The 26946-nt window shown below is 72.1% G+C and carries 25 protein-coding genes; 14 read left to right on the top strand and 11 right to left on the bottom strand.

Annotated features, from left to right (window positions below; all coding sequences use genetic code 11):
- Positions 1-34 precede the first annotated feature (34 nt).
- Together ACYVLT_RS04270 and ACYVLT_RS04265 are read left to right on the top strand one after the other, a co-directional pair.
- Positions 35-1090: a LacI family DNA-binding transcriptional regulator gene (locus tag ACYVLT_RS04270; protein ID WP_461118766.1), complete on the top strand. Its 1056-nt coding sequence runs from the start codon at positions 35-37 to the stop codon at positions 1088-1090.
- Positions 1091-1283: 193 nt separating this feature from the next.
- A complete protein-coding gene (locus ACYVLT_RS04265; RefSeq protein ID WP_461118765.1) occupies positions 1284-2588 on the top strand; it encodes an MFS transporter in 1305 nt (434 codons plus the stop codon).
- 119 nt (positions 2589-2707) lie between these two features.
- Here ACYVLT_RS04265 and ACYVLT_RS04260 read toward each other — a convergent pair whose 3' ends face one another.
- Positions 2708-3496 (bottom strand): IclR family transcriptional regulator, encoded by a 789-nt coding sequence (locus ACYVLT_RS04260; RefSeq protein ID WP_461118764.1) that lies wholly within the window; start codon positions 3494-3496, stop codon positions 2708-2710.
- 185 nt (positions 3497-3681) lie between these two features.
- On the opposite strand from ACYVLT_RS04260, the gene ACYVLT_RS04255 reads away from it, so the two are divergent.
- Together ACYVLT_RS04255 and ACYVLT_RS04250 are read left to right on the top strand one after the other, a co-directional pair.
- Positions 3682-4857 (top strand): 4-hydroxybenzoate 3-monooxygenase, encoded by a 1176-nt coding sequence (locus tag ACYVLT_RS04255; RefSeq protein WP_461118763.1) that lies wholly within the window; start codon positions 3682-3684, stop codon positions 4855-4857.
- A gap of 557 nt (positions 4858-5414) precedes the next feature.
- A complete protein-coding gene (locus ACYVLT_RS04250; protein ID WP_461118762.1) occupies positions 5415-6812 on the top strand; it encodes an endo-1,4-beta-xylanase in 1398 nt (465 codons plus the stop codon).
- Between the two features lie 57 nt (positions 6813-6869).
- On the opposite strand, the gene ACYVLT_RS04245 is transcribed toward ACYVLT_RS04250, so the two are convergent.
- Both ACYVLT_RS04245 and ACYVLT_RS04240 read right to left on the bottom strand, forming a co-directional pair.
- Positions 6870-7115 carry a hypothetical protein gene (locus ACYVLT_RS04245; protein WP_461118761.1) on the bottom strand — a complete coding sequence of 82 codons (246 nt, stop codon included), beginning with the start codon at positions 7113-7115 and terminating at the stop codon, positions 6870-6872.
- Between the two features lies 1 nt (position 7116).
- Positions 7117-7536: a hypothetical protein gene (locus ACYVLT_RS04240; RefSeq protein ID WP_461118760.1), complete on the bottom strand. Its 420-nt coding sequence runs from the start codon at positions 7534-7536 to the stop codon at positions 7117-7119.
- 87 nt (positions 7537-7623) lie between these two features.
- On the opposite strand from ACYVLT_RS04240, the gene ACYVLT_RS04235 reads away from it, so the two are divergent.
- The 4 genes from ACYVLT_RS04235 to ACYVLT_RS04220 all read left to right on the top strand — a co-directional run bounded on the left by ACYVLT_RS04235 (position 7624) and on the right by ACYVLT_RS04220 (position 11014).
- Complete coding sequence (locus ACYVLT_RS04235) at positions 7624-7965, top strand: PadR family transcriptional regulator (RefSeq protein ID WP_461118759.1); 342 nt, start codon at positions 7624-7626, stop codon at positions 7963-7965.
- A complete protein-coding gene (locus ACYVLT_RS04230; protein ID WP_461118758.1) occupies positions 7962-8624 on the top strand; it encodes a permease prefix domain 1-containing protein in 663 nt (220 codons plus the stop codon). Before ACYVLT_RS04235 ends, ACYVLT_RS04230 begins: the two co-directional genes overlap by 4 nt.
- Before the next feature lie 243 nt (positions 8625-8867).
- The gene (locus ACYVLT_RS04225; protein WP_461118757.1) at positions 8868-10274 is read left to right on the top strand and encodes a cellulase family glycosylhydrolase; all 1407 of its coding nucleotides are present in this window, start codon (positions 8868-8870) and stop codon (positions 10272-10274) included.
- Between the two features lie 362 nt (positions 10275-10636).
- On the top strand, positions 10637-11014 hold the full coding sequence (locus ACYVLT_RS04220) for a hypothetical protein (RefSeq protein WP_461118756.1): 378 nt from the start codon (positions 10637-10639) through the stop codon (positions 11012-11014).
- A gap of 225 nt (positions 11015-11239) precedes the next feature.
- Here ACYVLT_RS04220 and ACYVLT_RS04215 read toward each other — a convergent pair whose 3' ends face one another.
- The 3 genes from ACYVLT_RS04215 to ACYVLT_RS04205 form a co-directional block, all read right to left on the bottom strand.
- Positions 11240-11542 (bottom strand): Rdx family protein, encoded by a 303-nt coding sequence (locus ACYVLT_RS04215; protein WP_461118755.1) that lies wholly within the window; start codon positions 11540-11542, stop codon positions 11240-11242.
- A 224-nt stretch (positions 11543-11766) separates the two neighbouring features.
- Positions 11767-12096 (bottom strand): hypothetical protein, encoded by a 330-nt coding sequence (locus tag ACYVLT_RS04210; RefSeq protein ID WP_461118754.1) that lies wholly within the window; start codon positions 12094-12096, stop codon positions 11767-11769.
- Between the two features lie 57 nt (positions 12097-12153).
- Entirely contained in the window at positions 12154-14940 is a 2787-nt protein-coding gene (locus tag ACYVLT_RS04205; protein WP_461118753.1) for an AAA family ATPase, read from the bottom strand.
- A 92-nt stretch (positions 14941-15032) separates the two neighbouring features.
- On the opposite strand from ACYVLT_RS04205, the gene ACYVLT_RS04200 reads away from it, so the two are divergent.
- Both ACYVLT_RS04200 and mmuM read left to right on the top strand, forming a co-directional pair.
- Positions 15033-15638, top strand: coding sequence for a phosphoribosylanthranilate isomerase (locus ACYVLT_RS04200; RefSeq protein ID WP_461118752.1), 606 nt, complete (start codon positions 15033-15035; stop codon positions 15636-15638).
- Positions 15639-15732: 94 nt separating this feature from the next.
- Positions 15733-16644, top strand: coding sequence for a homocysteine S-methyltransferase (mmuM, locus tag ACYVLT_RS04195; protein ID WP_461118751.1), 912 nt, complete (start codon positions 15733-15735; stop codon positions 16642-16644).
- A gap of 4 nt (positions 16645-16648) precedes the next feature.
- Here the strand turns inward: mmuM and ACYVLT_RS04190 are convergent, their stop codons facing one another.
- Positions 16649-17398, bottom strand: coding sequence for an SDR family oxidoreductase (locus tag ACYVLT_RS04190; protein ID WP_461118750.1), 750 nt, complete (start codon positions 17396-17398; stop codon positions 16649-16651).
- A 70-nt stretch (positions 17399-17468) separates the two neighbouring features.
- A complete protein-coding gene (locus tag ACYVLT_RS04185) occupies positions 17469-18308 on the bottom strand; it encodes an alpha/beta hydrolase (protein ID WP_461118749.1) in 840 nt (279 codons plus the stop codon).
- Positions 18309-18730: 422 nt separating this feature from the next.
- On the opposite strand from ACYVLT_RS04185, the gene ACYVLT_RS04180 reads away from it, so the two are divergent.
- Positions 18731-19690, top strand: coding sequence for a cellulase family glycosylhydrolase (locus ACYVLT_RS04180; protein WP_461119240.1), 960 nt, complete (start codon positions 18731-18733; stop codon positions 19688-19690).
- Between the two features lie 50 nt (positions 19691-19740).
- Here ACYVLT_RS04180 and ACYVLT_RS04175 read toward each other — a convergent pair whose 3' ends face one another.
- On the bottom strand, positions 19741-21168 hold the full coding sequence (locus ACYVLT_RS04175; RefSeq protein WP_461118748.1) for a M14 family zinc carboxypeptidase: 1428 nt from the start codon (positions 21166-21168) through the stop codon (positions 19741-19743).
- Between the two features lie 105 nt (positions 21169-21273).
- Entirely contained in the window at positions 21274-23403 is a 2130-nt protein-coding gene (locus tag ACYVLT_RS04170) for an ATP-binding protein (RefSeq protein ID WP_461118747.1), read from the bottom strand.
- Positions 23404-23556: 153 nt separating this feature from the next.
- Here ACYVLT_RS04170 and ACYVLT_RS04165 point away from each other — a divergent pair, with 153 nt between their 5' ends.
- From ACYVLT_RS04165 to ACYVLT_RS04155, 3 genes are read left to right on the top strand one after another with little or no spacing between them, the layout of a single operon-like run.
- Positions 23557-24474, top strand: a complete 918-nt coding sequence (locus ACYVLT_RS04165) for a DUF6807 domain-containing protein (protein WP_461118746.1) — start codon at positions 23557-23559, stop codon at positions 24472-24474.
- Complete coding sequence (locus tag ACYVLT_RS04160) at positions 24471-25238, top strand: cupin domain-containing protein (protein WP_461118745.1); 768 nt, start codon at positions 24471-24473, stop codon at positions 25236-25238. The genes ACYVLT_RS04165 and ACYVLT_RS04160 overlap by 4 nt, the downstream gene beginning before the upstream one ends.
- 15 nt (positions 25239-25253) lie before the next feature.
- Complete coding sequence (locus ACYVLT_RS04155) at positions 25254-26360, top strand: Gfo/Idh/MocA family protein (protein WP_461118744.1); 1107 nt, start codon at positions 25254-25256, stop codon at positions 26358-26360.
- Between the two features lie 36 nt (positions 26361-26396).
- On the opposite strand, the gene ACYVLT_RS04150 is transcribed toward ACYVLT_RS04155, so the two are convergent.
- Entirely contained in the window at positions 26397-26915 is a 519-nt protein-coding gene (locus ACYVLT_RS04150; protein WP_461118743.1) for a hypothetical protein, read from the bottom strand.
- Between the last annotated feature and the right edge of the window lie 31 nt (positions 26916-26946).

The raw sequence follows: 26946 nt of genomic DNA, 5'->3' as shown, positions 1-26946 counted from the left end.
GCGTCAAGGCTCGGCGCGGGAGGGAGTTGCTGGCGTGAGCCTGACCAGGTCGGCCGCCGACGTGCCACCGGATCCGCCCGCGCGGCCGACCCGACGGGTGTCCATGGCGGACGTCGCCCGCCGTGCCGGTGTGTCGGCGCAGACCGTGTCGCGGGTGTCCAACGGCCACCCCGGTGTCGTCGAGTCCACCCGGGAACAGGTGCTCGCGGCCATGCAGGAGTTGGGTTACCGGCCCAACAGCGCGGCGCGCGCGTTGAAGTACGGCCAGTTCCGCACCATCGGCGTCATCCTGTTCACGCTGTCGACCGTCGGCAACAGCCGGACGCTGGAGGCGATCGTCGACCACGCCGCCGAAGAGGGTTACGCGATCACGCTGATCCCGGTCGCCGTGCCCACCCGGGACGGCGTGCTCGGCGCGTTCACCCGGCTCGGCGAGCTCGCGGTCGACGCGGTGATCGTGATCATGGAGATCCACCTGCTCGACGCGGCGACGGTCAGCCTCCCGTCGGGTGTGCCGGTCGTGGTCGTGGACTCCGACGCCGACGACCGCTACAGCGTGGTGGACACCGACCAGGTCGACGGCGCCCGCCAGGCCGTGCGCCACCTGCTCGGCCTCGGTCACCGCACGGTGTGGCACGTGGCCGGGCCGGAGGAGTCGTTCGCGGCCGAACGGCGTGCGACGGCGTGGCGGACCGAGCTCGAACGGGCCGGGCGGCCGGTGCCCCCGCTCGCGCGCGGCGACTGGTCCGCCGAGTCCGGCTACCGCGCGGGGCTGCTCCTGGCCGACGAGCCGGACTGCACGGCGGTGTTCGCCGCGAACGACCAGATGGCGTTGGGGCTGCTGCGGGCGTTCCACGACCGGGGCAAGGTGGTGCCGGCGGACGTCAGCGTGGTCGGCTTCGACGACATCCCGGACTCCGGCTCGTTCGTCCCGCCCCTGACCACCGTGCACCAGGACTTCACCGAGGTCGGCCGGCGCTGCGTGGAACGCGTCCTGCGCCAGGTGCGCAGCGAACCCGTCGAGCCGGGCACGACGCTCGTGCCCACCCGGCTGGTCCTGCGAAACAGCACCTCCGCGCCGCCGGCCTGACCGACCCGGCGCTCCTCCTCCCCGTGGCACGGCGGTTCCGCGCTGCCCGGAAAACGATATTGGGCAGACTCTGGACGGCCGTCACGAAACTGCCGTATGTTCCCCGTCACGGGCTTGCGAGGCGAGGTTGCCGTCACCGGCGGTCGGGCCGAGCCGGCCGTCTACCGGCACTACACGTGAACCGGGGGCCACCATGTCGACCACGTCGAACGCATCGAACGTGCAACTCCGCCGCGCCGTCGCGTCGAGCTTCCTCGGCAGCGTGATCGAGTACTACGACTTCCTGCTCTACGCCACCGCGTCCGCCGTGGTGTTCAACAAGGTCTTCTTCTCCTCGCTCGACCCCGTGGTGGCCACCATCGCCAGCTTCGGCACGTTCGCCACCGGTTACCTGGCCCGGCCCCTGGGTGGTGTCCTGTTCGGGCACTTCGGCGACCTGCTGGGGCGCAAGCGGGTGCTGGTGCTGACCATGACGCTGATGGGTGTGGCCAGCTTCCTCATCGGGTTGCTGCCGACCTACGCCCAGGTGGGCGGGCTCGCGCCGGTCGGCCTGGTCCTCCTGCGCGTGGTGCAGGGCATCGCGGTCGGCGGCGAGTGGGGCGGCGCGGTGCTGATGTCCGCCGAGCACGCCACCCGCAGGCGCGGCCTGTGGGCCGGGTTCACCAACGCGGGCGCGCCGTGCGGGATGGTGCTGTCGACGCTGGCGCTCACCGGGACCGCCGCGCTGGTGGGCGAGCGGGCGTTCCTCTCCTGGGGGTGGCGGATCCCGTTCCTGATCAGCATCGTGCTGCTCGGCGTGGGGCTGTTCGTGCGGCACCGGGTGGAGGAGACGCCGGCGTTCCGCGCGGTGCGCGAGGTCGGCGTCAAGCGCCGGGTGCCGGTGCTGGAGGTGTTGCGCGACCACCCGCGCGTGCTGCTGCTGGGCATCGGGGTCGGGCTGGCCGCGTTCGTCGCGCAGTCCACGTTGACCACGTTCGTGCTGGCGCACGGCGTGGCGGCGGGTCACGCCCGCCAGACGGTGCTCAACGCGCTGACGCTGTCCTCCGCCTGCGCCGTGGTGGGCATCCTCGGGTGGTCGGCGGCGTCGGACCGGTTCGGCAGGCGGCCGGTGGTGGTGGCGGGCGCGATCGCGATGGCGGCGTTCGCGTTCGTCCTGTTCCCCTTGGTGGACAGCCGGAACACGGTGCTGCTGACCGTCGCGCTGGTGCTCGGCCAGGGCGTGATCCACCCGATGATGTACGGGCCGCTCGCGGCTCTCTACAGCGAGCTGTTCCGCACGGAGAACCGCTACACGGGTGCGTCGCTGGGCTACCAGGTGGCCGGACTGGGCGCGGGCGTCGCCCCGGTGCTGTTCGCCGCGATCCAACGGGCGAGCGGTGGCCAGGGGCTGACCCTCATCTCCCTCGTGATCGCCGGCTTCTGCCTGCTGACCGTCGTGTGCGTGCTCGCGTTGCAGGAAACCAACAAGCGCGAACTCCAACACCTCCCGACCCCCTGACCCCCACCCCTCACCTCCAGCCCGCGAGAGTCCTACCTCCAGCCCGCGCGTGTCCTACGTTCAGCCCGCGCGTGTCCTACGTTCAGAACGCGCGTGTCCTACGTCCGCGTACCCCGAGTTCAACGCTCGGGTGCGCGGACGGTGCGTTCCGCCTCGTCGTCCAGCCGTCGGGCGATCGCCTCGGCGGCGGCGCGCAGGTCCGGGACCAGCCGGTGCAGGTCCGGGCGCACCGAGCGGACCACGATGCCCAGCGCGCCCGCGGGCCGGTGGCCTTCGGCCGGGATGGCGACGGCCACCGAGCACGAGCCGAGCGTCATCTCCTCGTTGGTCAACGCGTACCCGCGATCGGCCGTCGTACGCAGATCGCGCAGCAACCGCGCGCGCTCGGTGATCGTGTACCGGGTGAAGCGACGCAGGGGACGTTCGACGTAGCTGCGCACGAACTCGCCGTCGGCACGGGCGAGCAGGGCCTTGCCGACCCCCGTCGGGTGCAACGGCAGCCGTGCGCCGATCCGCGAGACGACGGGCACCGAGCGGTGCCCGGACAGCTTCTCCACGTACAGCGCGTCGAAGCCGTCGTGCACGGCGAGGTGGATGTTCTCGCGGGTCGCCTCGTACAGGTCCTGCATGAACGGCAGGGCGATCTCGCGCAGCCGACCGGCCACCGGCGCCAACGTCGCGGCCTCCCACAACCGCAGGCCGATGGTGTAGTGCCCGGTGGTGTCACGTTCCAGCGCACCCCACGACACCAGTTCGGCGGTCAACCGGTGGACGGTGGCCAGCGGCAGGTCCGTGCGCCGGGCCAGTTCGGTGAGCCGGAGCCGCGGGTTCGCGGCGTCGAACACGCCGAGCAGCGCCAGCGCCCGCCCGGCCATCGAACGCCTGGGTGTGTCGCCGTTGACCGCCATGCCGGTTCTCCTAGACGTCGAACGCCGAACATCGAACGCCGAAAGTCAAACGCCAACGCGAGCAACGCGGCACCACGCCACGCCGGGCACCGAACGTAACCGCACCGCCGGCGGAAGTCGCCGCCACTTCCACCCAGTGGAAGTCGATCCTGGCGAACGGACCCGGGTCGCCCTTGGGTTGACCCATGCGAACGAGAGTCGGGATCCTCGGTGCCGGTCCGGCCGGACTGGTGCTGTCCCACCTGCTGGCCGAACGCGGCATCGAGTCGGTGGTCGTCGAGACGCGCGGCCGCGAGGCGATCGAGCAGACCATCCGCGCCGGTGTCCTGGAGCAGAACACGGTGGAGTTGCTGACCGCCATGGGCGTCGGCGCGCGGGCGTTGAGCGAGGGCGCGCGGCACGAGGGCGTGGAACTGCGGTTCGGCGGCCGCGGCCACCGGATCGACTTCACCGGGCTCGCCGGTCGCGCGGTCTGGCTCTACCCGCAGCACGAGGTGCTCAAGGACCTGATCGCCGCACGCCTGGCCGCCGGCGCCGACATCCGGTTCGGCGCGACCGACGTGGCGCTGCACGGCCTCACCTCCGACGACCCGGTCATCTCGTTCACCGACGCCGACGGCACCCCCGTCGAGCTGAGGTGCGACGTGATCGCCGGCTGCGACGGCTCCTCGGGCATCAGCAGGCGCTCGATCCCCGAGGCCGACCGCACCGACTACTTCCGGGCTTACCCGTTCGGGTGGTTCGGCATCCTGGCCGAGGCGCCACCGTCCTCGAAGGAGCTGATCTACGCCCACTCGGCCTGCGGGTTCGCGCTCATCAGCACGCGGACGCCGCAGGTGCAGCGGATGTACTTCCAGTGCGACCCCGACGAACGCGCCGAGGACTGGAGCGACGACCGGATCTGGGCCGAGCTGAACGCCCGGGTCGCCGGCGACGGCTTCAGCCTGGCCGAGGGCCGCATCTTCGACCGGGGCGTGATCCCGATGCGCAGCTACGTGTGCGAGCCGATGCGCCACGGCCGGCTCTTCCTGGCCGGGGACGCCGCGCACGTCGTGCCGCCCACCGGCGCGAAGGGGCTCAACCTCGCCGTGGCGGACGTCGCCGTGCTGGCCCGCGCGCTGGAGGTCCACTTCGCCACCGGGTCCACCGAGCCGCTGGACGCCTACGGTCCGACCGCGTCGCGCCGGGTGTGGCGGGCGCAGCACTTCTCGTGGTGGATGACCTCGATGCTGCACACCGACCCGGCCGGCTCGCCGTTCGACCTCAAGCGGCAGCTCGGCGAGCTGGAGCTGGTCACCTCCAGCACGGCCGCCGCCACGCACCTCGCCGAGGCCTACACGGGCTGGCCGATCGAGTTCTGAACGCACGTCCACGGGTGCGAATGGCGGATCGTCCTGCCGGTAACCGGAGCACACGATAACAGAAACTTGCGAATCTTATTTCGAAGAGTTTCGAAGCTTGCGTGGTATCGATCTTCTCGTCACGAGCGGTGTACCGGTATCGGTTCAGAGGCCGGAGAAAGGCATCTCAACAGGTCTTATGGTCTATCTCGCCGGCTGGTGGGCGATCGATTCAGGCCCGGTCTCACGCCTCCCGAACGACGTGTGGGCTGCTGTGCGTCAGCACTGCCCGATAGTTTCAGTGCTTGCCAGGCCTATCTGTTTCGGTTAATACTTCTAAAAGTTTCAGGCCGGACGCGGTCGGGTGCCGCCCCCGACGGTTTCCCCCTGCGCTGCGCACTCTCCGAGATCGAACCCACCGGCTGACAACCGTCGTTGGCGGGGAGGAATCCCGTGGCACCGGGCCCTCCTCGGCCAAGTGATCGGGTCCGGACCACCCCGCCCGGCGGTTCGGATCGCCCGACAACCAACCACCAACCACCTGCCGAACCCGCAGGTGCTCTCAGAAGGTGCGAAACATGAAGCTGACATCGAGGTCAGTGTTGCGAGCGGCTCTCGTGTCGACGTTGGTGACCGCCACCACGGGTGCCGCGGTGCTCCTGGCGACGTCGGCCAACGCCGGGACCACGCTCGGCGCCTCGGCGGCCGAGTCGGGTCGCTACTTCGGCACGGCCGTCGCCGCGGGCAGGATGGGCGACTCCACGTACATGGGGATCCTGAACCGCGAGTTCAACATGGTCACCGCCGAGAACGAAATGAAGATGGACGCGACGGAGCCGAACCAGAACCAGTTCAGCTACGCCAGCGGTGACCGGATCGTCAACCACGCCCGATCCCAGGGCATGCGGGTGCGCGGGCACGCCCTGGCGTGGCACTCGCAGCAGCCGGGCTGGATGCAGAACATGTCCGGCACCGCGTTGCGCAACGCGATGCTCAACCACGTGACGCAGGTGGCCACCTACTACCGGGGCAAGATCTACGCGTGGGACGTGGTGAATGAGGCGTTCCAGGACGGTAGTTCGGGTGCGCGTCGTGACTCGAACCTCCAGCGCACGGGCAACGACTGGATCGAGGCGGCGTTCCGCGCGGCGCGCGCGGCGGACCCGGGCGCGAAGCTCTGCTACAACGACTACAACACCGACGACTGGACCCACGCCAAGACCCAGGCCGTCTACCGACTGGTCCAGGACTTCAAGCAGCGCGGCGTGCCGATCGACTGCGTCGGCCTCCAGTCCCACTTCAACCCGCAGAGCCCGGTGCCCGGCAACTACCAGACCACGTTGTCGAGCTTCGCGGCCCTGGGCGTGGACGTGCAGATCACCGAGCTCGACATCGAGGGCTCCGGCTCCGCACAGGCGGCCAACTACGAGCGCGTCGTGAAGGCCTGCCTGGCGGTCGCGCGCTGCACCGGCATCACCGTGTGGGGCATCCGCGACACCGACTCCTGGCGCGCGTCGGGCACCCCGCTGCTGTTCGACGGCTCGGGCAACAAGAAGGCCGCCTACACCTCGACCCTGAACGCCCTCAACGGCGGCGGCTCCACCGTGCCCACGTCGACCACGACGTCCACGTCCACGTCGACCACCACCTCCACGACGACCACGACGACCACGACCAACGGTCCGGGTGGCTGCACCGCCACGGTGTCGCTCAACTCCTGGACCGGTGGCTTCGTCGCCACGGTGAAGGTCACCGCCGGCTCGTCGGCGATCAACGGGTGGACGGTCACGACCAACCTGCCGTCCGGCGTGTCGGTCACCAACGCGTGGAGCGCCGACCGCAGCGGCAACTCCGGTGCCGTCCAGTGGCGCAACGTCAGCTACAACGGCCGCGTCGCGGCCGGGATGTCGACCGAGTTCGGCTTCCAGGGCACGGGTTCGGCGTCGGGCATCACGCCGACCTGCGCCGCCAGCTGATCAGGTAGCGCACAGCCCGGTGCGGTGACCACGCGGTCACCGCACCGGGCTGTCGGCTCAGCCGGCCCGGCGGATCCGGCGCAGCACGAGCAGCCCGCCCACACCCGGGACGACCGAGCGCCACCGGACGCCGGCGGGCACGCCCGGGAGCAGCGCGGTGAGCGCGATCACGACGAGGTAGGCGGTGCCGTGCACCGGACCCGTCAGCGACGTCACCGGCTTCGCGTGCACGGTCACCAGGTTGACCAGCAGGGCCGCCAGGGACAGCAGCTCGACCCCGGCCGCGATCCGCAACGCGCGCACGTCACGCCCCCGTCGTCGAACCGGGGCGCACGATCATCAGCACCACCACGGTCGCCCACAGCAGGTTGAACACGCCGGTCGTCATGGCGAGCCGCTTCGCCACCCCGGTCACGCCGTCGAGCATCCGCCGCTGGGCGGGCAGGATCGCCAACGCCAGCAGGGCCGCCGCGATCGCTGTCAACACCACCGACACCAGCAGCCACGCGTCGCCGAGCACGCCCAGGCTCGCGCCGGTGGCGACGCCGAAGACCGGCACGGCGACGCCGACGACGGTGTAGGTGCGGCACGTCCGGTGCAGGAACACCGCCGTCCCGGTCGGCGACTCGCGCGCGAGGCGGGGGAACAGCGAGGCGGCCACGGCGATCGGCCCGACGGCGAGGATCGCGGCGATGACGTGGACCGAGAGCAGCAGCTTGGTCACCAGGGCTCCTTGGTACGTAGGCAGACAACATATGTCGGCTGCCAATAGGTACCACATCTACCTAACCGGTGTGTAGGCTGCCAACCCATGAAGGCGGACGCGGTGCGCGGGCACCTGGACGCGATGTTGCTGGCGGTGCTCGAACCGGGGCCGCTGCACGGCTACGCGGTGATCACGGCGGTGCAGCGACGCAGCGGTGGCGCGTTGGAACTGCGCACCGGCACCGTCTACCCGGCGCTGAACCGGCTGGAGCGGCTGGGGCTGCTGCGCAGCCGCTGGCAACCCGTGTCCGACCGGCCGCGGCGCTGCTACGAGCTCACCGACGCGGGACGGCGCAGCCTGTCCGCCGCGCGCTCGACCTGGCAGGAGTTCACCGCCGCGATCGGCGCCGTCCTCGACCTGACCGCGTCCGCGAGGCCGGTCACGTGAGCATCGCGGAGCGCGTCGACCCGGTCGAGGACTACGTGGCGGCGCTGACCACGTCCCTGCACGGTCCGGCGCGGGCGAAGGCCGCCATGATGCGCGAGGTCCGCGACGGCCTCGCGGACGCGGTGGAGGCGCAGACGCGTTCCGGTGTGCCCCACGACCGGGCGGCCCGCCGCGCGGTGCGGGACTTCGGTGCGGCGGACGAGATCGCGCCGTCGTTCCAGCGCGAGCTGACCATCGCGCAGACCCGTCGCACCGCCCGCGTCGCCGCCGTCGCCGTGCCGGTCCTGGTGGTGTGCCAACTCCTGGTGCACACCGCCGCCGGCGACCCGGACTGGCGCCTGGGCGCGCTCGCCGCGCACCTGGCGGCGGTGGCGACCGCCGCCGGCCTGCTCGCCGTGACGGCGTTGACGGCGACCGGTCCGCTGACCCGCCGGCTGCCCACCCCGCACCGGCTGCCGTCGGTCGTCGCGTGGACGGCGTCCGCCGCCGCCGTGGGCATGGCGCTCGCCGCCGTCGCGCTCGTGGTCACCTCGGCCCTGTCGACCGAGTGGCTCCTGACGGCGTTCGCCGGCGTGCTCGCGATCGCGGCGCACGGTGTGGTCGCCGCGTCGGCTCGCGCGTGCCGTCAGTGCGCGAGGGCGGGGGAGGGGCGCGTGTGACCTGCGCCCTTGGTGACCGGACCGGATCGGTCGCCTGACCGGCGTCGAGCCGGCCGTCGCCACCGCGTGTCAGGTGGACCGTCGCCGCTTCAGGGGTGCAAGCAGGCGTTCGGCGATTACAGTCGGTTACCACGCTGTGCCACTCTGCGAGACGGGGTCTATACGTCCGCTCATGTTCCGGTGTACGTTCCCGGCGGGTCTGGGAGCGCTCCCAGACGGTCGAACGAGATGAGGAGGGGCTCAGTGAAGCGCTCCACCGCAGTGCTTGCGGCTTGCGCGGTCGCCTTCGGTGCCGCGGCGACGACGTTGCTGCCGAACGCCGTCGCCGCCGCCCAGGGTTGCAAGGTCGACTACACCGTCACCAGCCAGTGGAACGGCGGGTTCCAGGCCAGCGTCAAGGTCACCAACCTGGGTGACGTCGTCACCGGGTGGTCGCTCGGCGTCACCTTCCCGAACAGCTCCCAGCGGGTCACCCAGGGCTGGAACGCCACGTGGACCCAGTCGGGCTCCACCGCCACCGCCACCAACGTGGACTGGAACCGGACGCTGGGCACGGGCGCCTCGACGGACCTCGGGTTCGTCGGCGCGTGGTCGGGCAGCAACCCGACGCCCACGTCGTTCACGCTCAACGGCGTGGCCTGCACGGGATCGACCACGTCGACGTCGACCACGAGCACGACCACCACGACGACCACCAACCCGCCGGTCGGCCGCACGCCGGTCGAGATCAACGGTCAGCTGCGGGTCTGCGGCGTGAACCTGTGCAACCAGTACAACCGCCCGATCCAGCTACGCGGCATGAGCACGCACGGCATCCAGTGGTTCGACAAGTGCTACAACAACAACTCGTTGAACGCGCTGGCGAACGACTGGAAGTCCGACCTGTTCCGCATCGCGATGTACGTGCAGGAGCAGGGTTACGAGACCAACCCGAGCGGGTTCACCAGCCGCGTCAACAGCCTGGTCGACATGGCCGAGGCGCGCGGGATGTACGCGATGATCGACTTCCACATCCTCACGCCGGGTGACCCGAACTTCAACCTGGAGCGGGCGAAGACCTTCTTCGCCGCCGTGGCGCAGCGCAACGCGGCCAAGAAGAACGTGATCTACGAGATCGCGAACGAGCCGAACGGCGTGAGCTGGGCGTCGATCAAGAGCTACGCCGAGCAGGTCATCCCGGTGATCCGCGCCGCCGACCCGGACGCCGTGGTCATCGTCGGCACCCGGGCGTGGTCGTCGCTGGGCGTGTCCGAGGGCTCCAGCGAGACCGAGGTCATCAACAACCCGGTGAACGCCACCAACATCATGTACGCGTTCCACTTCTACGCCGCCTCGCACAAGGACAACTACCGCGCCGCGGTCAGTCGGGCCGCGTCGCGGCTGCCCCTGTTCGTGACGGAGTTCGGCACCGTCCTGGCCACCGGCGGCGGGACGTTCGACCGGGCCAGCACGGTGGCCTGGCTGGACCTGCTGGACCAGCTCAAGATCGGCTACGCGAACTGGACGTACTCGGACGCGAACGAGAGCAGCGCCGCGCTCCGTCCGGGCACCTGCAACGGCGGCGACTACTCCGGCAGCGGCGTGCTGACCGAGTCGGGTTCGCTGCTCAAGAGCCGGATCAGCACCTCGGACAACTTCCCGACCAGCTGACCGTTCCGACGAAGTGGACGGGGCCCCGCGCACCACCGCGGGGCCCCGTTCGTCGTGCGGTGCCATCCGGACGACGCATACCGCTCAACGGCAAGAAGGGCTTTCGCCGGCCGCATCGGGCCTGCGTCCGCGAATTGCACAACGCGCATAGCTCCGATCTGGTGGACAGAACAGTGCACCCCTGCCGCACTGTGACCCCATTTTTGCGGATCGGAAGAATCCGAGACCGGTCGAAACTGTCACTCGGTTGGAATATTTAGTCGATGTTTAGTCCTACGTCAACGGTCGAGCTTAGTGTCCACCTGCACATCGGATGCCGGTCATGACAGGCAACTACTCGGGTGACATCAAGGGGGAAGTACATGAGCAAGCTCAAGGTCTTGTTGGGTGCGCTGATCGCGATGGTGGCACTCGTTTTCGGGGCTGCACCGGCAAGCGCTTACACGACGCCGGCGACCCACGGAAGCGACTACGCCGAGACGCTCGGCGTCAACGACGACATCATCCAGGTCTGCGACCGCGAGGCCGACGGTCATGGGGTCTACACCGAGTACTACCTGAACAACGGCAGCTACCACAAGCGCGGTGACAGCAACGGCAGTGCGTCGCCGTGCGCCAAGGACGACTGGACCGCCACCGCGTACTGGGTGGCTCGGTACCGGGTGTGCGAAGACACCGTCGGATGCTCCGGCTACAGGTACACCGACGGTCTCGGCGGCAACGCCGTGCGAAAGGGCTGACCCGCTCTCAACCGCGCCTCCGCGCAATTGTCGCTTGCCCGGCGGTCAGGGATTGAATTGTTCACAGGTGCCCCGAATTCGTGCAGTCGGGGCACCTGTGAACCCAAGTCCTCGCTCGCAGGATAATGGTGTTCACATGATCGCCCCGGCTCACACGGTGGTGCCGATCTCCGTCTTGAGGTTGGCGAAGAACGAGGTCGCGGCGTACTTACCGCTGACGACGGCCTACTCCCGAGGTGCCGTGCGGTGGTGGTCGGAGTGGCCGAGGTTGCGGTCGGGGGCGATGTGGTCGCGCACGAGTTGCTTGAGCGCGGCCAGTTCGGGGAAACCGCCCTGCTCCTTGCGCGACCACAGGGTCTCGCCGTCGAGCCGGACGTCGAACACGCCGCCCGTGCCCGGTACCAGCGCGACCTCGCCCAGCTCGGTGGTGAACGTGGTCAGCAGCTCCTGCGCGGTCCAGCCCGCGCGCAGCAACCACCGGCACTGCGTGCAGTACTCGATCTCCAGGCGGGGCTCTCGTGCGGTCACCGGCCCAGTATCGCCGGCGGCGCCGCCCGTCGGCGAGGCGGGCGGCCGAGGTCACACGGGGGAGACCCGATGACGCGGACAAAGGTGTCGCAGGGCCGGTGCCACCCCCCCAGGTGTGACACCGGCCCCAGCCGGCGGAAGAAAAGGCGGGCAGTCCCACCTTCCGCCGGCATGACCGGCGGTGGACCGCGGGCCCCCAGTGCCCACCACCGCCGGGAGCACCGTCATGAGGGGCGTGCCGACTCCAACCCGGGCGTCCCGATGGCCCGGTCCCAGGGCACCGCGGTGGCTTCGACGATGCGCTCGAACGACACCCCCGCCCGGCCGAACACCCGCTCCAGCGCCTCGACGCCGTCCGCGGCGAAGACGCAGAAGTAGCTGTCGTCGCCCGGTACGGCGAGACAGCACCTGATGGTCACGGGCACGGCGCACAGGTCGGCGGCGGCGCGCACCGCCGTCATCGCGGCGGCGACCTCGCGCGGGTTCGCCGCGTACAGGTAGCACTCGGCCAGGAAGAGCCTGGTCGGCTGCCGCTCCACTCCGGTGACGGTCATGGCGCAACCCTGGCCCCCGCACCCCCACCGGCGAATCGGGGAGCGACCCCACAGTTGCTACTCCTCGGGCGGGCGCAGGATGTCCAGCGCGGCCAACTCCCGTCGGGTGCGCACACCGGTCTTGCGGTAGATACGGGTCAGGTGCGCCTCGACCGTCTTCGCGGTCACGTACGCCGCGCCCGCCACCTCCCGGTTGCTCAGCCCGGCGGCCACCAACCGCGCGATGCGCAGCTCCGTGGCGGTCAGCTCGTGCTCGTCGCCGCGCCGCAGGCCGAGCCGGGCCAGCTCCGCGTCGACCTCGTCGACCCACGACACCGCGCCCAGCCGGTCGAACCCGCGCCGCGCCGCCAGCAACGCCTCGCGGGCCGCGAGCTTCATCCGACGCCGCCGCAGCACCCGGCCGCGCACCAGGTCGGTGCGGGCGTGCTCGAACGGCATGGGCAGCCGGTCCAGCGCCGCGGCCGCGGCCGCCAACGCCTCCTCCGCGCCCTCCGCGTCACCCCACGCCATCCGCACGAGCGCCCGCGACCTGGCCGCGACCACCGTGATCCACGGCCGGGGCGCGCGGTCGCGCCGCTGCTCCAGCTCGGCCAGCAGCCGCGTCGCCTCGGCCTGCTCGCCCAGCTCCACCACCGCCTCGACCAGGTCCCCGTACAGCGAGCTGACCGGGAAGTCGGCCATGCCCACCTCCGCGCACAACGCCACCGCCGCGGCCAGGTGCTCACGTGCCGCGGCGGGCTCGTGCCGGGACAGCTCGGTGAACCCGAGCACGGCCAGCTGGTGCGCCGCGACCCACGGGTCGTCCAGCTCGGTGGCCACGTCCAGGCCGCGGCTCGCCGCGTCGCGCGCCTGCTCCCACCGGCCGCGGTGCGCGTCCACGAGCGCCCCGGTGTAGAGGGCGTAGGCGAGCCACGGCCGCTGCCCGGTCTGCTCGGCCCCCTCCACGGCCTCGGCCGCCCGCTGCCCGGCCCGTGCCCAGTCGCCGAGCCAGACGTCCAGCTCCGCCAGGTGGACGAGCTCGTGCACGGCCACCGACTCGTCCTCGCGCTCGACCTCCTCGCGGTGGGCCGCCTCGATCCGCTCCCGCCCCTGCACCGGGTCGAGGTACTTCGCCAGCACCCGCAACGTGCTGCGGGCCATCCGCGCCTCGCGGGTCTGGTTGGTCGGCGACACCATCGCCGCGCCCCGGTGCACGTCGTCCATGAACAGGCCCACCCCCGCCAGCAGCCGGTAGTAGGCGCTGGCGATCAGGATGCACGCCACCAGGTCGGTCGGCGCCTCGTCCTCGTGGCCCTGGATCGCCTCCAGCGCCTGCTCGGTGTTGCGCCACCGCAACCGGGTGTCGTGCTGGCAGAACAACGACCGGCGCAGGTAGGCGGTGGCGCGCAGCACCGGGTCGTCGCCGACCTGCGTCAACGCCCGGTCGGTCAACGCCGTCGCCTCGACCGGACCGTCCTCGAAGAACGCCACGAACGCGAGGTCGAGCAGCACCGCCGCCCGCTCCGGGCCCGCCGGGACGTCCTCGACGTCGAACGCCCCCACCAGCTTGCGCGCGCCCGCCGCGTCACCGGCCAAGTACCGGCACACCACGGCCGACGCCAGCCAGACCGCCCGGCGCCGAGGGTCGGACGCGTGCGCACCGGCCAGCTCCCACAGCCGTGCGGCGGTGTTCGGCGCGTTGCGCGCCTGTGCGTTGCGCGCGGCCGCGTCCAGCGCTTCGGCGACCTCGGCGTCCGGCCCGTCGGTGCTCAACGCCAGGTGCAGCGCACGGGTCTCCGGGTCGTCGACGACCTCGGCCAACCGGCGGTGCACCCGCCTGCGCCTGCCGCCGGACGCGGAGGAGAACAACGTCGAGCTCAGCAACGGGTGGGTGAACCGGATCGCGCCGGACACGATCTCGATCACGCCGTGGTCCTCCGCGTCGGCCAGCGCGGCCTCGGCCAGGTCGGGGTCGTCCAGCGCCCGGCACACCAGGTCCACGGTCGGCTGCGACAGCGCCGCCGCGCACAGCAACGCGTCCCGGCTGTGGTCCGGCAGCGCGGCGAGCCGGTCGGCGAGCAGTTCGCCGACCGCCCGCGTCGTGGGCAGCGGGAGGCCGACCGCGTCCACCGCGCCGGGGTCGGGCAGCGCGCGGGCGATCTCCAAGGCGTAGAACGGGTTGCCGCCGCTGGCCTGCCGCAGGCGGATCAGCGTGGGCCGCGGCAACGGCGTGCCGAGGCGCGAGCGGACCAGCCGGTGCAACGCGCCGATGCTCAGCCCGGTCAGCCTCAGGTGCGCCAGGTCCTCGCGGTCCGCCAGGCCGAGCGGGACGTCGCCGTCGGGGGAGCGGACCGCCAGCACGACCGCGACGTGCTCCTCGACCAGGCGGCGCACCACGTACTCCAGGACGGCGGCGCTCGACTCGTCCAACCACTGCACATCGTCCACGGCCAGCAGCACCGGCGCGGTCGCGGCCATCGCCCGCACGACGTTGAGCACGGCCACGTGCACCGCTCGCGGATCGCCGGGTCCGTCGTCCGCGTGCCGGCGCAGCAGCGCGACTTCGAGCGCCGTGCGCTGCGGACCCGGTAATCGGTCGAGCACCGCGTCGTCCACGCGGTCGAGCAGGTCGATCAGGCCGCCGTAGGACAGCCGCGCCTCCGGTTCCGCGGGTCGGGAGCACAGCACGGTGTGCCCGCGGTGCTCCGCTTCCCGCACCGCGTGCTCCCACAGCGCGGTCTTGCCGATGCCCGCCTCGCCGGACACGACCAGGCACGCGGTCGCCTCCCGGGCCCGGTCGAGCACCCCGGCGACCACCGCGACCTCGGGCTCGCGCCCGACCACTTCCCGAACGGCCCCTCGCACGCCCGTGCCACCTCCCCGCGCGGTGAACCGCGACACCTGACAGTCCATCACGCGGAACCGGGCGTGAGGAGTTCACCGCTACTGTCTGCGGCATGTACGTGAAGTTGTGCGGGTTGCGCACCGAGGCCGACGTGGCCGCCGCCGTGGACGCGGGAGCCGACGCGGTCGGCTTCGTCCTCAGCGCGAGCGTCCGGCAGGTCGACCTCGACACCGCGCGCCGGCTGGTGCGCGAGGTGCCGCCGCACGTGCTCGCGATCGGCGTCTTCAGCGGAGTGGCGGCGCCGGACGTGCGTCGGCTCGCGGAGGAGTCGGGCATCGGGGCCGTCCAGTTGCACGGCGACTACCCGCGGTCCGCGTTCGAGGAGGTGGCCGCGGCGGGGGTGCCCCTGGTCCGGGCGGTCGCCCTGAAGCCGGACACCGACGTGCGGGTCGGCGCTTACGGCGAGCGGATGTTGCTGCTCGACTCGCCCCGGGCCGGTTCCGGGCACCGGTGGGACCTGGCCGCGCTCGACGGCGCCCGGCCGGAGGGCCGGTGGCTGCTGGCCGGCGGCCTCGGCGTGCACGACGTCGCCGAAGCCGTGGCCCGGGCGCGGCCGTGGGGCGTGGACGTGTCGAGCGGCATCGAGTCGACCCGCGGCGTCAAGGACCACGGGCTCATGAGGGAGTTCGTCGCCGCCGCCCGCGCCACGACCGCCTGACCCCGGGCGCACCGGCCGGATGCTCGTGGCGGGGTGCCGTCCGGGCCGCCGGGTGCCGCCGGTGACGTCCCCGTGGTGGGGGTACGGTCGGGGCGTGGCAGCTCAGTCCTCGGTGGAATCCCTGGCCGACGCGCTGGCCCGACGGGTGGTGGTGCTGGACGGCGGCCTGTCGACCGCGCTCACGGCCGCCGGGCACGACCTGTCGGACTCGCTGTGGTCGGCGCGCCTGCTGGCGGCCGACCCGGACGCGATCACGGCCGCCCACCTGGCCTACTACCGCGCGGGCGCCGAGGTCGCGATCACGTCCAGCTACCAGGCGACGGTCGAGGGCTTCGCCCGGCGCGGGCTCGACGCCGCGCGGACGGCCGACCTGTGGCGCGACAGCGTGACCCTCGCCCGCCGCGCCGCGTCCGAAGTGGACGGACGGCGGTGGGTGGCGGCGTCGGTCGGCCCGTACGGCGCGATGCTCGCCGACGGCTCGGAGTACCGCGGCCGGTACGGCCTCGCGCCGAGCGCGCTGGAGTCGTTCCACCGACCCCGGATCGAGGTGCTGGCCGAAGCAGGCGCCGACGTGCTGGCGGTCGAGACGATCCCGGACGTCGAGGAGGCGGAAGCGGTGCTCCGGGTGGTCGCCGGGTCGGGCGTCCCGCTGTGGTTGTCCTACAGCGCCCGCGGCACGCGGACGTGCGCCGGCCAGCCGTTGACCGAGGCGTTCGAGGCCGTGCGCGGGGTGGCGGAGGTGATCGCCGTCGGCGTCAACTGCTGCGACCCGGCCGACGTGGCCGAGGCGGTGGCGATCGCGCGGCGGGTCACCGGCAAGCCCGTCGTGGTCTACCCCAACAGCGGCGAGAGCTGGGACGCCACCACCCGGAGCTGGACCGGCTCCCCGGCCTTCGAGCCCGCGCGCGTGGCCGGGTGGGTCGAGGGCGGCGCGCGGCTCGTCGGCGGCTGCTGCCAGGTCGGGCCGGGGATGATCGCGGAACTGGCCGCCGCGGTGCGGGGCTGACCGGTCAGCCCCGCCCGATGAACGGCATCGTCGTCGCCATCACCGTCATGAACTGCACGTTGGCGTCCAGGGGCAGGCCCGCCATGTAGCGGACCGCGTCGGCGACGTGCGCGACGTCCATGGTGGGCTCGGCGGCGATCGAGCCGTCGGCCTGCGCGACGCCGTGCGCCATCCGCTCGGTCAGCGGCGTGGCGGCGTTGCCGATGTCGATCTGGCCGCAGGCGATGCGGTGCCGGCGGCCCTCCAGCGAGATCGACTTGGTCAGCCCGGTGATGGCGTGCTTGCTCGCGTTGTAGGCGACGGCGCCCGGTCGCGGGGCGTGCGCGGAGATCGAGCCGTTGTTGATGATCCGACCGCCCTGCGGGTCCTGGTCGCGCATCACCCGGAACGCGGCGCGGGCGCACAGGAACGAGCCGGTCAGGTTCGTGTCGACCACCTCGGACCACTGCTCGACGGTGAAGTCCGCGAACGGCGTGGCGGCGACGTTGGTCCCGGCGTTGTTGAACAGCACGTCGACCCGCCCCCACCGCTCGCGGACCGCGTCGAAGAGCGCGTCGACGGAGGCCTCCACCGTGATGTCGGTCGGCACGACCAGGACCGCCTCGGCGGGCGCGCCGTCGGCCGCCTCGGCCAGCCGGTCCGCACGTCGTCCGGCGAGCGCGACCCGGTGACCGGCGTCGAGCAGCGCGCGGGCGACCACGCGGCCCACACCCGAGCCGGCGCCCGTCACCACTGAGACCTGCTGCTGCTGCACCCCGGCAGCCTAGCCGGCCTGACCGGTGCCCACCGCGACCGCCGCGGTGGGCACCGGTCCGCGCTCGTCGTCAGCCGAGGTTCTTCCGCATCACGTCCCAGTCCGTGCCGCACAGGCCGCAGTCGCCGCCCACGAACTGGGCCTTGCTCGCCGGGTCGCCCTTGAGCTGCCACTTCAGCCAGTGCCCGCCGACCCGGCCGAACTCACCGCCGTTGGGCTGGTCGAACGTGCCGAAGTGGCCGACGTCCAGGTTGCCCATGAACGCGGGCAGCCCGGCGGGCAGCCGTCGCCAGTCGTCCATCGCGTTCTCGTAGGCGATGTCGGTCGGTCCGCCGATGAAGTACGCGATCGGCACGCGCAGGCGTTGCAACAGGTGGTTCTGCGAGTCGTTGAGCAGCCCGCTGTTCCACAGCACGGTGGTGGTCAGCCTCGGGTCGGCGGCCACCTCGTAGGTCTCGATGCCGCCGCACGACTGGCCCATCACCGCGATCTTGGTGGTGTCGATCCTGCCGTAGTACTTGCCGGTGCGCCGCGAGTTCTCCGCGATCGCCCAGTCGATGGAGTCCAGGAGCATGTCCGAGTCGGTCGAGCCGGACCCGCCCGGACGGCCGTTCGCGATGACCAGGAAGCCGTGCGAGGCCCACTCGGTGAGGATGTTGCGGAACCACGTGCCGTCCGCGCGGCACGCGCCGTTGCCCCAAGCGACGATGGGCAGCTTGACGCCCGAGGGCAGGGTGTCGGGTCGGTAGATCGTGTGGTCGGCCAGCCGGAAGGTCGTCTCGTAGCCCGCGGAGTAGGGGCCCGACCCGCCCGTTGCCGACGGTGGCGCACCGGACCCGGCCGCCGCACCGGCCGTGCCGGTCGTCGCGGTCAGCACGCCGGCCAGGGGCGAGGACGCTGAGAATCGCACTGCGCAATCGCATGGGTTTCTCCATCGGTCCGAGGGTGGGTTCGTGCGGCGTGGTCCGGAATCTGGCGCACGGAACCGGTCCACTGCCAGCGGGCGGGCGCGGGACCGGCGAAACCACCGATGTCCCGCCGTCGGCGCTCGCGCGGGCCCGGAGCCGCCGCCCGTCACCGCGCCGGTGGTCGCACCCACGGGGTGCCGGCCGTTGCCGATGGGTGGTAGCACGAGTGGAGCGGGCGGCTTAACCGATTCACTTTCGGACTTCAGGCGATCCGGGACTCGGTCGGGTGGTTGACACTTAACCGGTTAACTGATTGCATTCGCCTCCGAACCGAGTGCGCCCGCCGCCCGGTCGGTTCGACTGTCAACGATGTCAACGACGACATGGTGAGGTGGACGTGGTCAAACGACGGGTTTTGATCGCCGTGGCAACCCTGCTCGCGGCGCTCGCCCCACTCCTGAGCGCACCCGCGGCCTCGGCCGCGAACGGCTTCTACGTCGGCAACGGGCGGTTGTACGACGCGAACGGCAGCGAGTTCGTGATGCGCGGGGTCAACCACGCGCACGCCTGGTACCCCGACCGGACGTCGCGGGCGCTGTCGGACATCAAGGCGCTGGGCGCCAACACCGTGCGGGTCGTGCTGAGCACGGGCGCCCGGTGGACGCGGACCAGCGCGTCGACGGTGTCCACGATCGTCTCGCAGTGCCGGTCGAACCGGTTGATCTGCGTGCTCGAAGCGCACGACACCACCGGTTACGGCGAGCAGAGCGGCGCGGTGAGCCTGAACAGCGCGGTGGACTACTGGCTGGGCGTCAAGAGCGCGCTCGTGGGCCAGGAGCGTTACGTCATCATCAACATCGGCAACGAGCCGTACGGCAACAACAACTACGGCAACTGGACCAACGACACCCGCAACGCCATCTCCCGGATGAGGTCCAACGGCTTCACCCACACACTGATGGTGGACGCGCCCAACTGGGGCCAGGACTGGTCGAACACCATGCGCAACAACGCGTCCTCGGTGTTCAACGCCGACTCGCAGCGCAACACCGTCTTCTCGATCCACATGTACGGCGTGTACGACACCGCGTCCGAGGTGAGCTCGTACCTCAACGCGTTCGTCAACGCCCGGCTGCCGATCGTGGTGGGCGAGTTCGGCGACAACCACTCCGACGGCAACCCCGACGAGAACGCCATCATGGCCACGGCCCAGTCGCAGCGGATCGGCTACCTCGGCTGGTCGTGGAGCGGCAACGGCGGCGGCGTCGAGTACCTCGACATGGTCAGCGGCTTCAACCGCGCGAGCCTGACCAGTTGGGGCAACCGCATCTTCAACGGCGCCAACGGCATCCGGTCGACGTCACGGCAGGCCACGGTCTACTGAGGACCGCACGGGGGACCGGCGTCGACGAGGGCGGCGGTCCCCCCGCCGGTTCACCAGTCGGCGGCGCACTCGCCCAGGTCCACCTCGACCGCGGTGCCCCGGCGTGCCGTGACGCGGGTTTCCTGGAGCACCTCGCCGTCGGGACGGGCACAGGTGAGGGTCCAGGCCTCCTCGTGCGTGGTGCCGTCACGGGCCGGGCGCACGGAGGGGTTCACGTGCCAGGTGAAGGCGCCGTGCGCGGTGGCGGTCGAGGTCAGGTCGCTGGTGAACGCGGTGCCGTCGCGGGCGGTGGGCTGTTCGAAGGACTTGCGCGCGGTGAGGACCGCGCCGTCGGGTGCGGTGCCGGTGAGCACGGCGTGGTGGGCGGGATCGGCCGCGGCCTCCACCGCGATCAGCACCGATTCCCGAAAACCGGGGTAGGGTCCCACGACCGCGGTCGGGAACGGGTCGTGCGAGCGGTCGCCGCCGAGCTCCACGTCGAAGCCGAGGCCGCCGGTGGTGTAGTAGGACCACTCGACCACCGTGCCACTGGCCTCGTACAGGTCGCCGCCCGGCACGCTCGGGTAGCCGTTGGCGGCCGCCATCGCCTCGCCGACGCGGGCGTAGAGCGGTTCGTCGGCGGTCGCGGAGGTGGCGCGCTGGTACGGCGGGCGCAGCGTCAACGCGGCGTGGGTGTGCACCGAGACCAGTCCGGTCACCTGGTGCGCCGACACGAGGTCGCGGACGTTGCGGGTCTCGGGTTCGGAGAACGGCCCGGTGCCCCGGTAGTCCTCCTTCGTGCGCAGGCCGCTGGAGCCCGAACCACCCCAGTTGACGCCGTAGTTGCGGTTGAGGTCCACGCCGAAGTCGGCGTTCGCCGCGCACTCGGCCCGGGCGACCTCTTCGCGGGTGTCGTCGACCCGGCAGCTCCGGCGCTTGTCCTCCACCTCCAGGTCGCGCGACACCGCGTACCCGTCGGGGTTGACCACCGGCACCACGACCACCCGCACCCGGTCGAGCAGGTCGGTCACGCGCCGGTCGCGCCCGTGCAGCTGGGCCAGCTCGGCCGCGAACTCCACCACGACGTCCACGCTCGGCCACTCACCCGCGTGGTGACCTCCCAGCAGCACGAACACCGGGGCGAAGTCGTCCGCGCGACCCAGCTCGACACCGGTGACCCGGGTGCCGAGCGGCGTGCGGTGGGGCAGCACCAGCGGGCGCACGATGTCCGGCCTGCGGGACACCAGCAGGTCCAGGTCCGCGCCGACGTCACCGGGCCGCCGGTAGTCGTTGCGACCGCCGGGCAACGCCGACGCGCCCGGCGGGTGCAGCTCCCGTGCCAACGCCTCGGCCGCCGCGACGGGATCGGCCAAGGTCGGCCGCGGTGTCGCGGAGACCGACGTGCCCACGACTGCGGGTGTCGACGGCGCCGGGGCGCACGCGCCCAGTGCCACCAGCACGGCGACCGCCGCGGTCGCACGGGCGACGGGAAATGTCACGGGAGGTTCCTCACGGTGTCGGCGGTGGCCGACACCGTAATCCCGCGCCGGTGGTCGATCACCCCGTTTTCCCGTCGACCCCGGTCGGTGCGCGGTGCGGGCGAGTCACGTGCTCGGATCGGTGTCGGCGGAGGAGTCGAGGCGGCGCCGCACCGCGTCGGCGCCTGGCGCGCCCAGTTCTTCGAAGATCGTGACCGCGTCCCGCCACGCGCTCCGCGCTTTCCCGTGCTCACCCACCCGGTGCAGGACGTCGCCGATGTCGGTCGAGGTGCGGGCCACGTCGAACCTGTTGTCGAACTCGCGGTGCATCGACAGCGCGCGTCGCAGGTGTTCGAGTGCGAGCTCCACGTCGCCGGATCCGGCGTAGGTCAGTCCCAGGGTCCGCTCCGCCCGTGCCACCCTCCACACGTCGTCCAGCTCGCCGGCGATGCCCAGGCTCAGCCGGCAGTGGGCGATGGCGTCCGCCCAGTGTCCTTGGCGCCGCAACACCTCGGCGACGTTCGCCAGGACCGTTGCCTCGATGCCGCGGTTGTGGATGGCGCGGAAGGTGTCGAGCGCTTCTCGGAAGCGGCTCAGCGCCGGGTCGAGATTGCCGCGCCCGAGGTGCGCGTTCCCGAGTCCGTTCAACGCCGATCCGAGGAAGTAGCCGTCGCCGACCTCGCCTGCCAGCCGCATCATCCGGCTGAAGTGCGTGGCGGCCTCGTCGAACCGTTCGAGGTCCAGCGCGAAGTCGGCGAAGTTGTCCAGCACGTACAGCTGTCCCCGCACGTCCGCGAGCGACTCCGCCGCCGCGAGCGCGGAGTGCAGGATGTCGATGGCGTCGGCCCAGGGCAGCTTCCACAGCATGTCCGTGAGCATCGCGGGCAACTGCCACGCGAGGGCGCGTTCACCGGATCCCGCGGCACCGCGCATGGCCGCCAAGAGGTTGTCCTGCTCCGTCTCGTACCACCTCAACGCGGCCGCGCGGCCGTCGAAGACCGGCATCGGTCCGGCCGGGCCCGAAGCCTCGATCCGCACGTGCTGCCGATTGGGGTAGACGATCCGGCTCGCCTCCACCGCGGCGTGGAGGTACCAGGAGAGCACCCGTCGCAAGGCTTCTCGCCGCACGTCGGGCCGGTCCTCGGCGACGACCAGCTCGGCCGCGTAGACGCGGAGCAGATCGTGGAACCGGTACCGGCCGCGTGCGCTCCGGCCGAGCAGGTGCAAGCCCGACAACCCGTCGAGCAGGCGTCGCGTGTCGCGGACGGGGAGGTCGGCCAGTGCCGCCGACGCCGAGACGTCGAACTCGGGTCCGGGGTGGAGGCCCAGCAGCCGGAACAGCCTCGCGGCGTCCGGGGTGAGGGCTCGGTAGGACCACGAGAACACCGAACGCACGGCGGTCGCTTCGTCGTCGTCCGCGGCGAGGACGTCCAACCGCTCGCGCTCGGCGGTGAGCTCCTCGTTCAGGTCGGCGACGCTCAGGCTCGACTGCGCGGCCACGCGTTCGGCCGCGATGCGCAACGCCAGCGGTAGCCTGCCGCACAGCTCGGCGAGCTCCGCCAACGCCCGTGCGCCCGCCTCGGCGCCTTTGTCGCCCAGGCGGTCGTGCAGGAGCTCGACCGCCTCCGCCGGCGGGAGGGCGTCGATCGTGACGCGTCGCCCGCCGGTGCGGGCGATCAGGCCGGACAACCTGCCCCGACTGGTGATCACCACGGTGCAGGACGGTGATCCCGGCAGCAGGGGGAGCACCTGCGCGGAGCTGCCGGCGTTGTCCAGGACGACCAGCACCCGCCGGCCGGCGACCAGCGAACGGTACGAACCGGACAACGCCTCGACCTCCCGGGGTACGCGCTCGGCCGGGAGTCCCAACGCCCGGACGAACCCGTCGAGCACCTGCTCGGGCGCCATCGGCCGGCCGGGATCGTAGCCCCGCAGGTTGACGTACAGCTGCCCGTCCGGGAAGCGGTCGCGAACCCGGTGGGCCCAGTGCACGGCCAGCGCGGTCTTGCCGACACCTGGCGCGCCGGCGATCGCGGTGATCACCACCGCGGTCGACCCGCCGTCGACGTCGAGCAACGAGTCGAGCCGCGCGAGGTCGTCGACCCGGCCGGTGAAGCCGGCGACGTCCGGCGGCAGCTGGTGGATCCCGGCGGCAGCGGGCGACGGGTGGACGTGGACGTCACCTCCGACATGGCCCACCTGCACCGCGGTCCCGACATCGCCGTGCACGGTGTTGCGGATGGGATCCTGGCTCATCGGTCACCTCGGTCTTCCGGGGGGCGGAACGGCCGGTTCGGTCACGGGGTTCCAGCGTCCCGCACCGGTACGGCGATTCGCGTTGACGTGCCGCGCTCGGGGCCCGATACTGACTGGAAAGCGCTTTCCGAGCGGTGATCCGGGAGACTGACCTTGAGCGCACTCGTGGTCCGGCACGACGTCGGTTCCTCGCTGACCATCGGTGACGGTGAGGTCGACCTCGTCCGCTACACCTACGTGCCCGACACGCCGGGGCTGGAGTCGCCCAAGCCGTTCCTGCACCCGGTGCGCACCCGGGCCGGACGGCTGGTGAGCCTGTTCCGGCCGCACGACCACGTGTGGCACAAGGGCATCGCCTGGTCGCTGCCCTTCGTCGGCGACGAGAACTTCTGGGGCGGCCCGACCTACGTCCACGGGCGGTCCTACGTGCAGTTGGACAACAACGGCACCCAGCAGCACCGGCGCGTGGTCGACACCGGCTCCGACGAGCAGACCGCCTGGTTCACCCACGAGTTGGACTGGATCACCCAGTCCGGGCGGACCGTGATCACCGAGCGTCGCACGATCACCGCCGTCCTGCTCTCGGCCGCGGCCTGGGCGTTGACCTTCGACACCGCGATGACCAACACCTCCGGCGAGGCCATCGCGTTCGGCTCGCCGACCACCCGCGGCCGGGAGAACGCCGGGTACGGCGGGTTGTTCTGGCGCGGCCCGCGCTCGTTCACCGGCGGGGACGTCGTCACGCCCGACGGGACGGGCGGCGACGAGCTGCGCGGCAGGCGCGGTGAGTGGATGGCCTTCGCGGGCCGGCACGACGGCGACGACGCGGAGTCCCTGGTCCTCGTGGTCGACCACGAGGCCAACCCGAACCACCCGCCGCGCTGGTTCACCCGGTCCGCGCACTTCGCCTGCCTCAACCCGGCGCCGTTCTTCAGCGAGGAGCTCGTCGTCCCCGACGGTGACACCGTGCGGTTCCGCTACGGCACCGGTGTGGCCGACGGCGGCGCGCGGGACGCGAAGGCGCTGGCCGACTCGGTGCGCGACGTCCTGCGCCGGGCGGAGCGGGCGTGAGCACGTTCCCCGGCGGGACCTCGCTGTCGTTCCTCGACGTCTACGACGACGCCGCGCCCGACGGGGTCGTCGGCGGCAGCCCGCACCTGCACCTGGCCTCCACCGAGTGCTACGTGGTCGTGGGCGGGACGGGCGAGCTGCACGCGGTGACCCTCGACGGCTGCCACGAGATCCCGCTCGGCCCGGGTTCGGTCGTCTGGTTCACGCCCGGCACGATCCACCGCGCGGTGAACCACGGCGGTCTCCAGGTGGTCGTGCTGATGGACAACGCCGGACTGCCCGAGGCCGGTGACGCGGTCATGACGTTCCCGCCCGACGTCGTCGCCGACCCCGACCGCTACCGCGCCGCGGCGACCCTGCCGCACCGGGCGACGGAGGCCGAGCGCGCCGCCGACGCCCGCGCGCGCCGTGACCTCGCGGTGGAGGGTTTCACCCGCATCCGGGACGCGATCCGCGCCGGTGACCAGGCTCCGCTGCGGGAGTTCCACGCCGCGGCGGCCGCGCTGGTCCGCGGTCGGGCCGGGACGTGGCCCTCGATCGTGCGCGACGGCCCGCTGAGCCAGGCCGAGGCCGGTCTCGCGGTGACGAGCGACCTGGCCGTCGGCGCGGCGCGGCACCTGGAACGGGCGACCGTGTTCGGATCGCCCCGGCCCGGGTCCGCCTCGGAACGGGTGTTCGGCATGTGCGGACGTCTGCGCACCCACGACGTGGGCAACGCCGTGCCGTACGCCGCGGTCGTGCGGACGCCGGGGTCCGCAGTCTGAGGAGGAGCACCTCTCGTGACCACTCGCACCTACACCTGCGCGATCGTCGGCACCGGGGCGATCGCCACCGCCCACGCCGAGGCGGTCACCCGGCAGCACGGCCGGGCGCGGCTCGTCGGCGCCGTCGACCTCGACCCCGACCGGGCGTCGGCCTTCGCCGCGACGTGGGACGTGCCCACCCACCCGAGCCTGGCCGACCTGCTCGACGCCCGGCGGCCCGACCTGGTCCACCTGTGCACGCCGCCCGGTTCGCACCTGCCCCTGGCACTGGAGTGCCTGGCGGCGGGCGCGTCACCCCTGGTCGAGAAGCCGCCGGTGTTGTCGCTGGCCGAACTCGACCGCCTGCGGGCCGCCGAGGCCGCGGCGGGGGTGCCGGTGGCCACCGTGTTCCAGCACCGGTTCGGCTCCGGTGCGGTCCGGTTGCGGCGCCTGGTGGCCGAGGGCGTGCTGGGCAGGCCGCTGCTGGCGTCGGCGAACACCCTGTGGTTCCGCGACGACGACTACTTCGCGGTGCCGTGGCGGGGCAAGTGGGAGCTGGAGGGCGGCGGGCCGACGATGGGGCACGGCATCCACCAGTTCGACCTGCTGCTGTCGATCCTCGGCCAGTGGCGCAGCGTCACCGCGGTCGCGGCCCGCCAAGCCCGGCCGACCGACACCGAGGACGTGTCCGCCGCGCTCGTGCGGTTCGACTCCGGCGCGGTGGCGACCGTGGTCAACTCGGTCGTCTCGCCGCGCCAGACCAGCCAACTCCGCTTCGACTTCGAGCGGGCGACCGTCGACCTGGAGCACCTCTACGGCTACTCCGACGCCGACTGGTCGTTGACCGCCGCGCCGGGCGCCCCCGACGTGGTGTCGGCGTGGGCAGGGGACCCGCCGGACACGCCGAGCGGCCACACCGCCCAGTTCGCCGCCGTGCTCGACGCCCTGGACGCCGGCCGGACGCCACCGGTCTCCACCGCGGACACCAGGGTGACCATGGAGTTCGTGGCCGCCGTGTACGCCTCGGCGTTCACCGGTCGGACGATCGGCCAGGGCGAGATCACCGAGGGCGACCCGTTCTACGACCGCATGGCCGGCCCGGGCGCGCCCTGGCCGGCCACCGCCGGTCCCACCCCGGACTGACCGGGAGGACGGGCTGATCAGGTGCGGTCGCGGTGCTCAGGACCGGTGCACGGTGAGCGTGGTCGGACCCGTCACGCTCGCCACCCCGCCGGTCAGGCACTGGGCGAGGTTCGGCGTCACCAGGGTGATCACCTGCTCCGCACCGGCCGGCGCGAACCCGCCGGCGGTGATCACCCCGGTGTTGACGACCACGACCTGGCCGGCCACGGCGCTCGACGTGACGTTGTACCGGAACTCGCTGGGCGTCACCGTGCCGCCCCACGTGAACGTGCGCAGCGCCGACCCGGAGTCGAACAGCACCAGGCAGGACGCGGTGAGGCCGAACGTCTCGGCGTAGGTGGCGGTCACCGCGTTCGCGTGGGTGCAGGTGGGGTAGACGCCGCTGACGGTGATGGTGGTCGGCCGCGCGGTGAGGGTGAGCGGCGGGTCGAAGGTGGTGACCTCCGTGCCGACGCACGTCTGCTCCAGGGTCGCGGCGTGCGCGGGTGCGGCGGACAGCGCGGCGCAAGCCAGCGCCGCCGCCGCGGCGAAGCGGATCAGTCGTGACGGTCTCATGGTGGAGCCTCCTCGGTGAGCGGGCGGTGCG

It is taken from the genome of Saccharothrix stipae, assembly GCF_054781895.1.
This window is presented reverse-complemented; position numbering and strand designations above follow the sequence as displayed.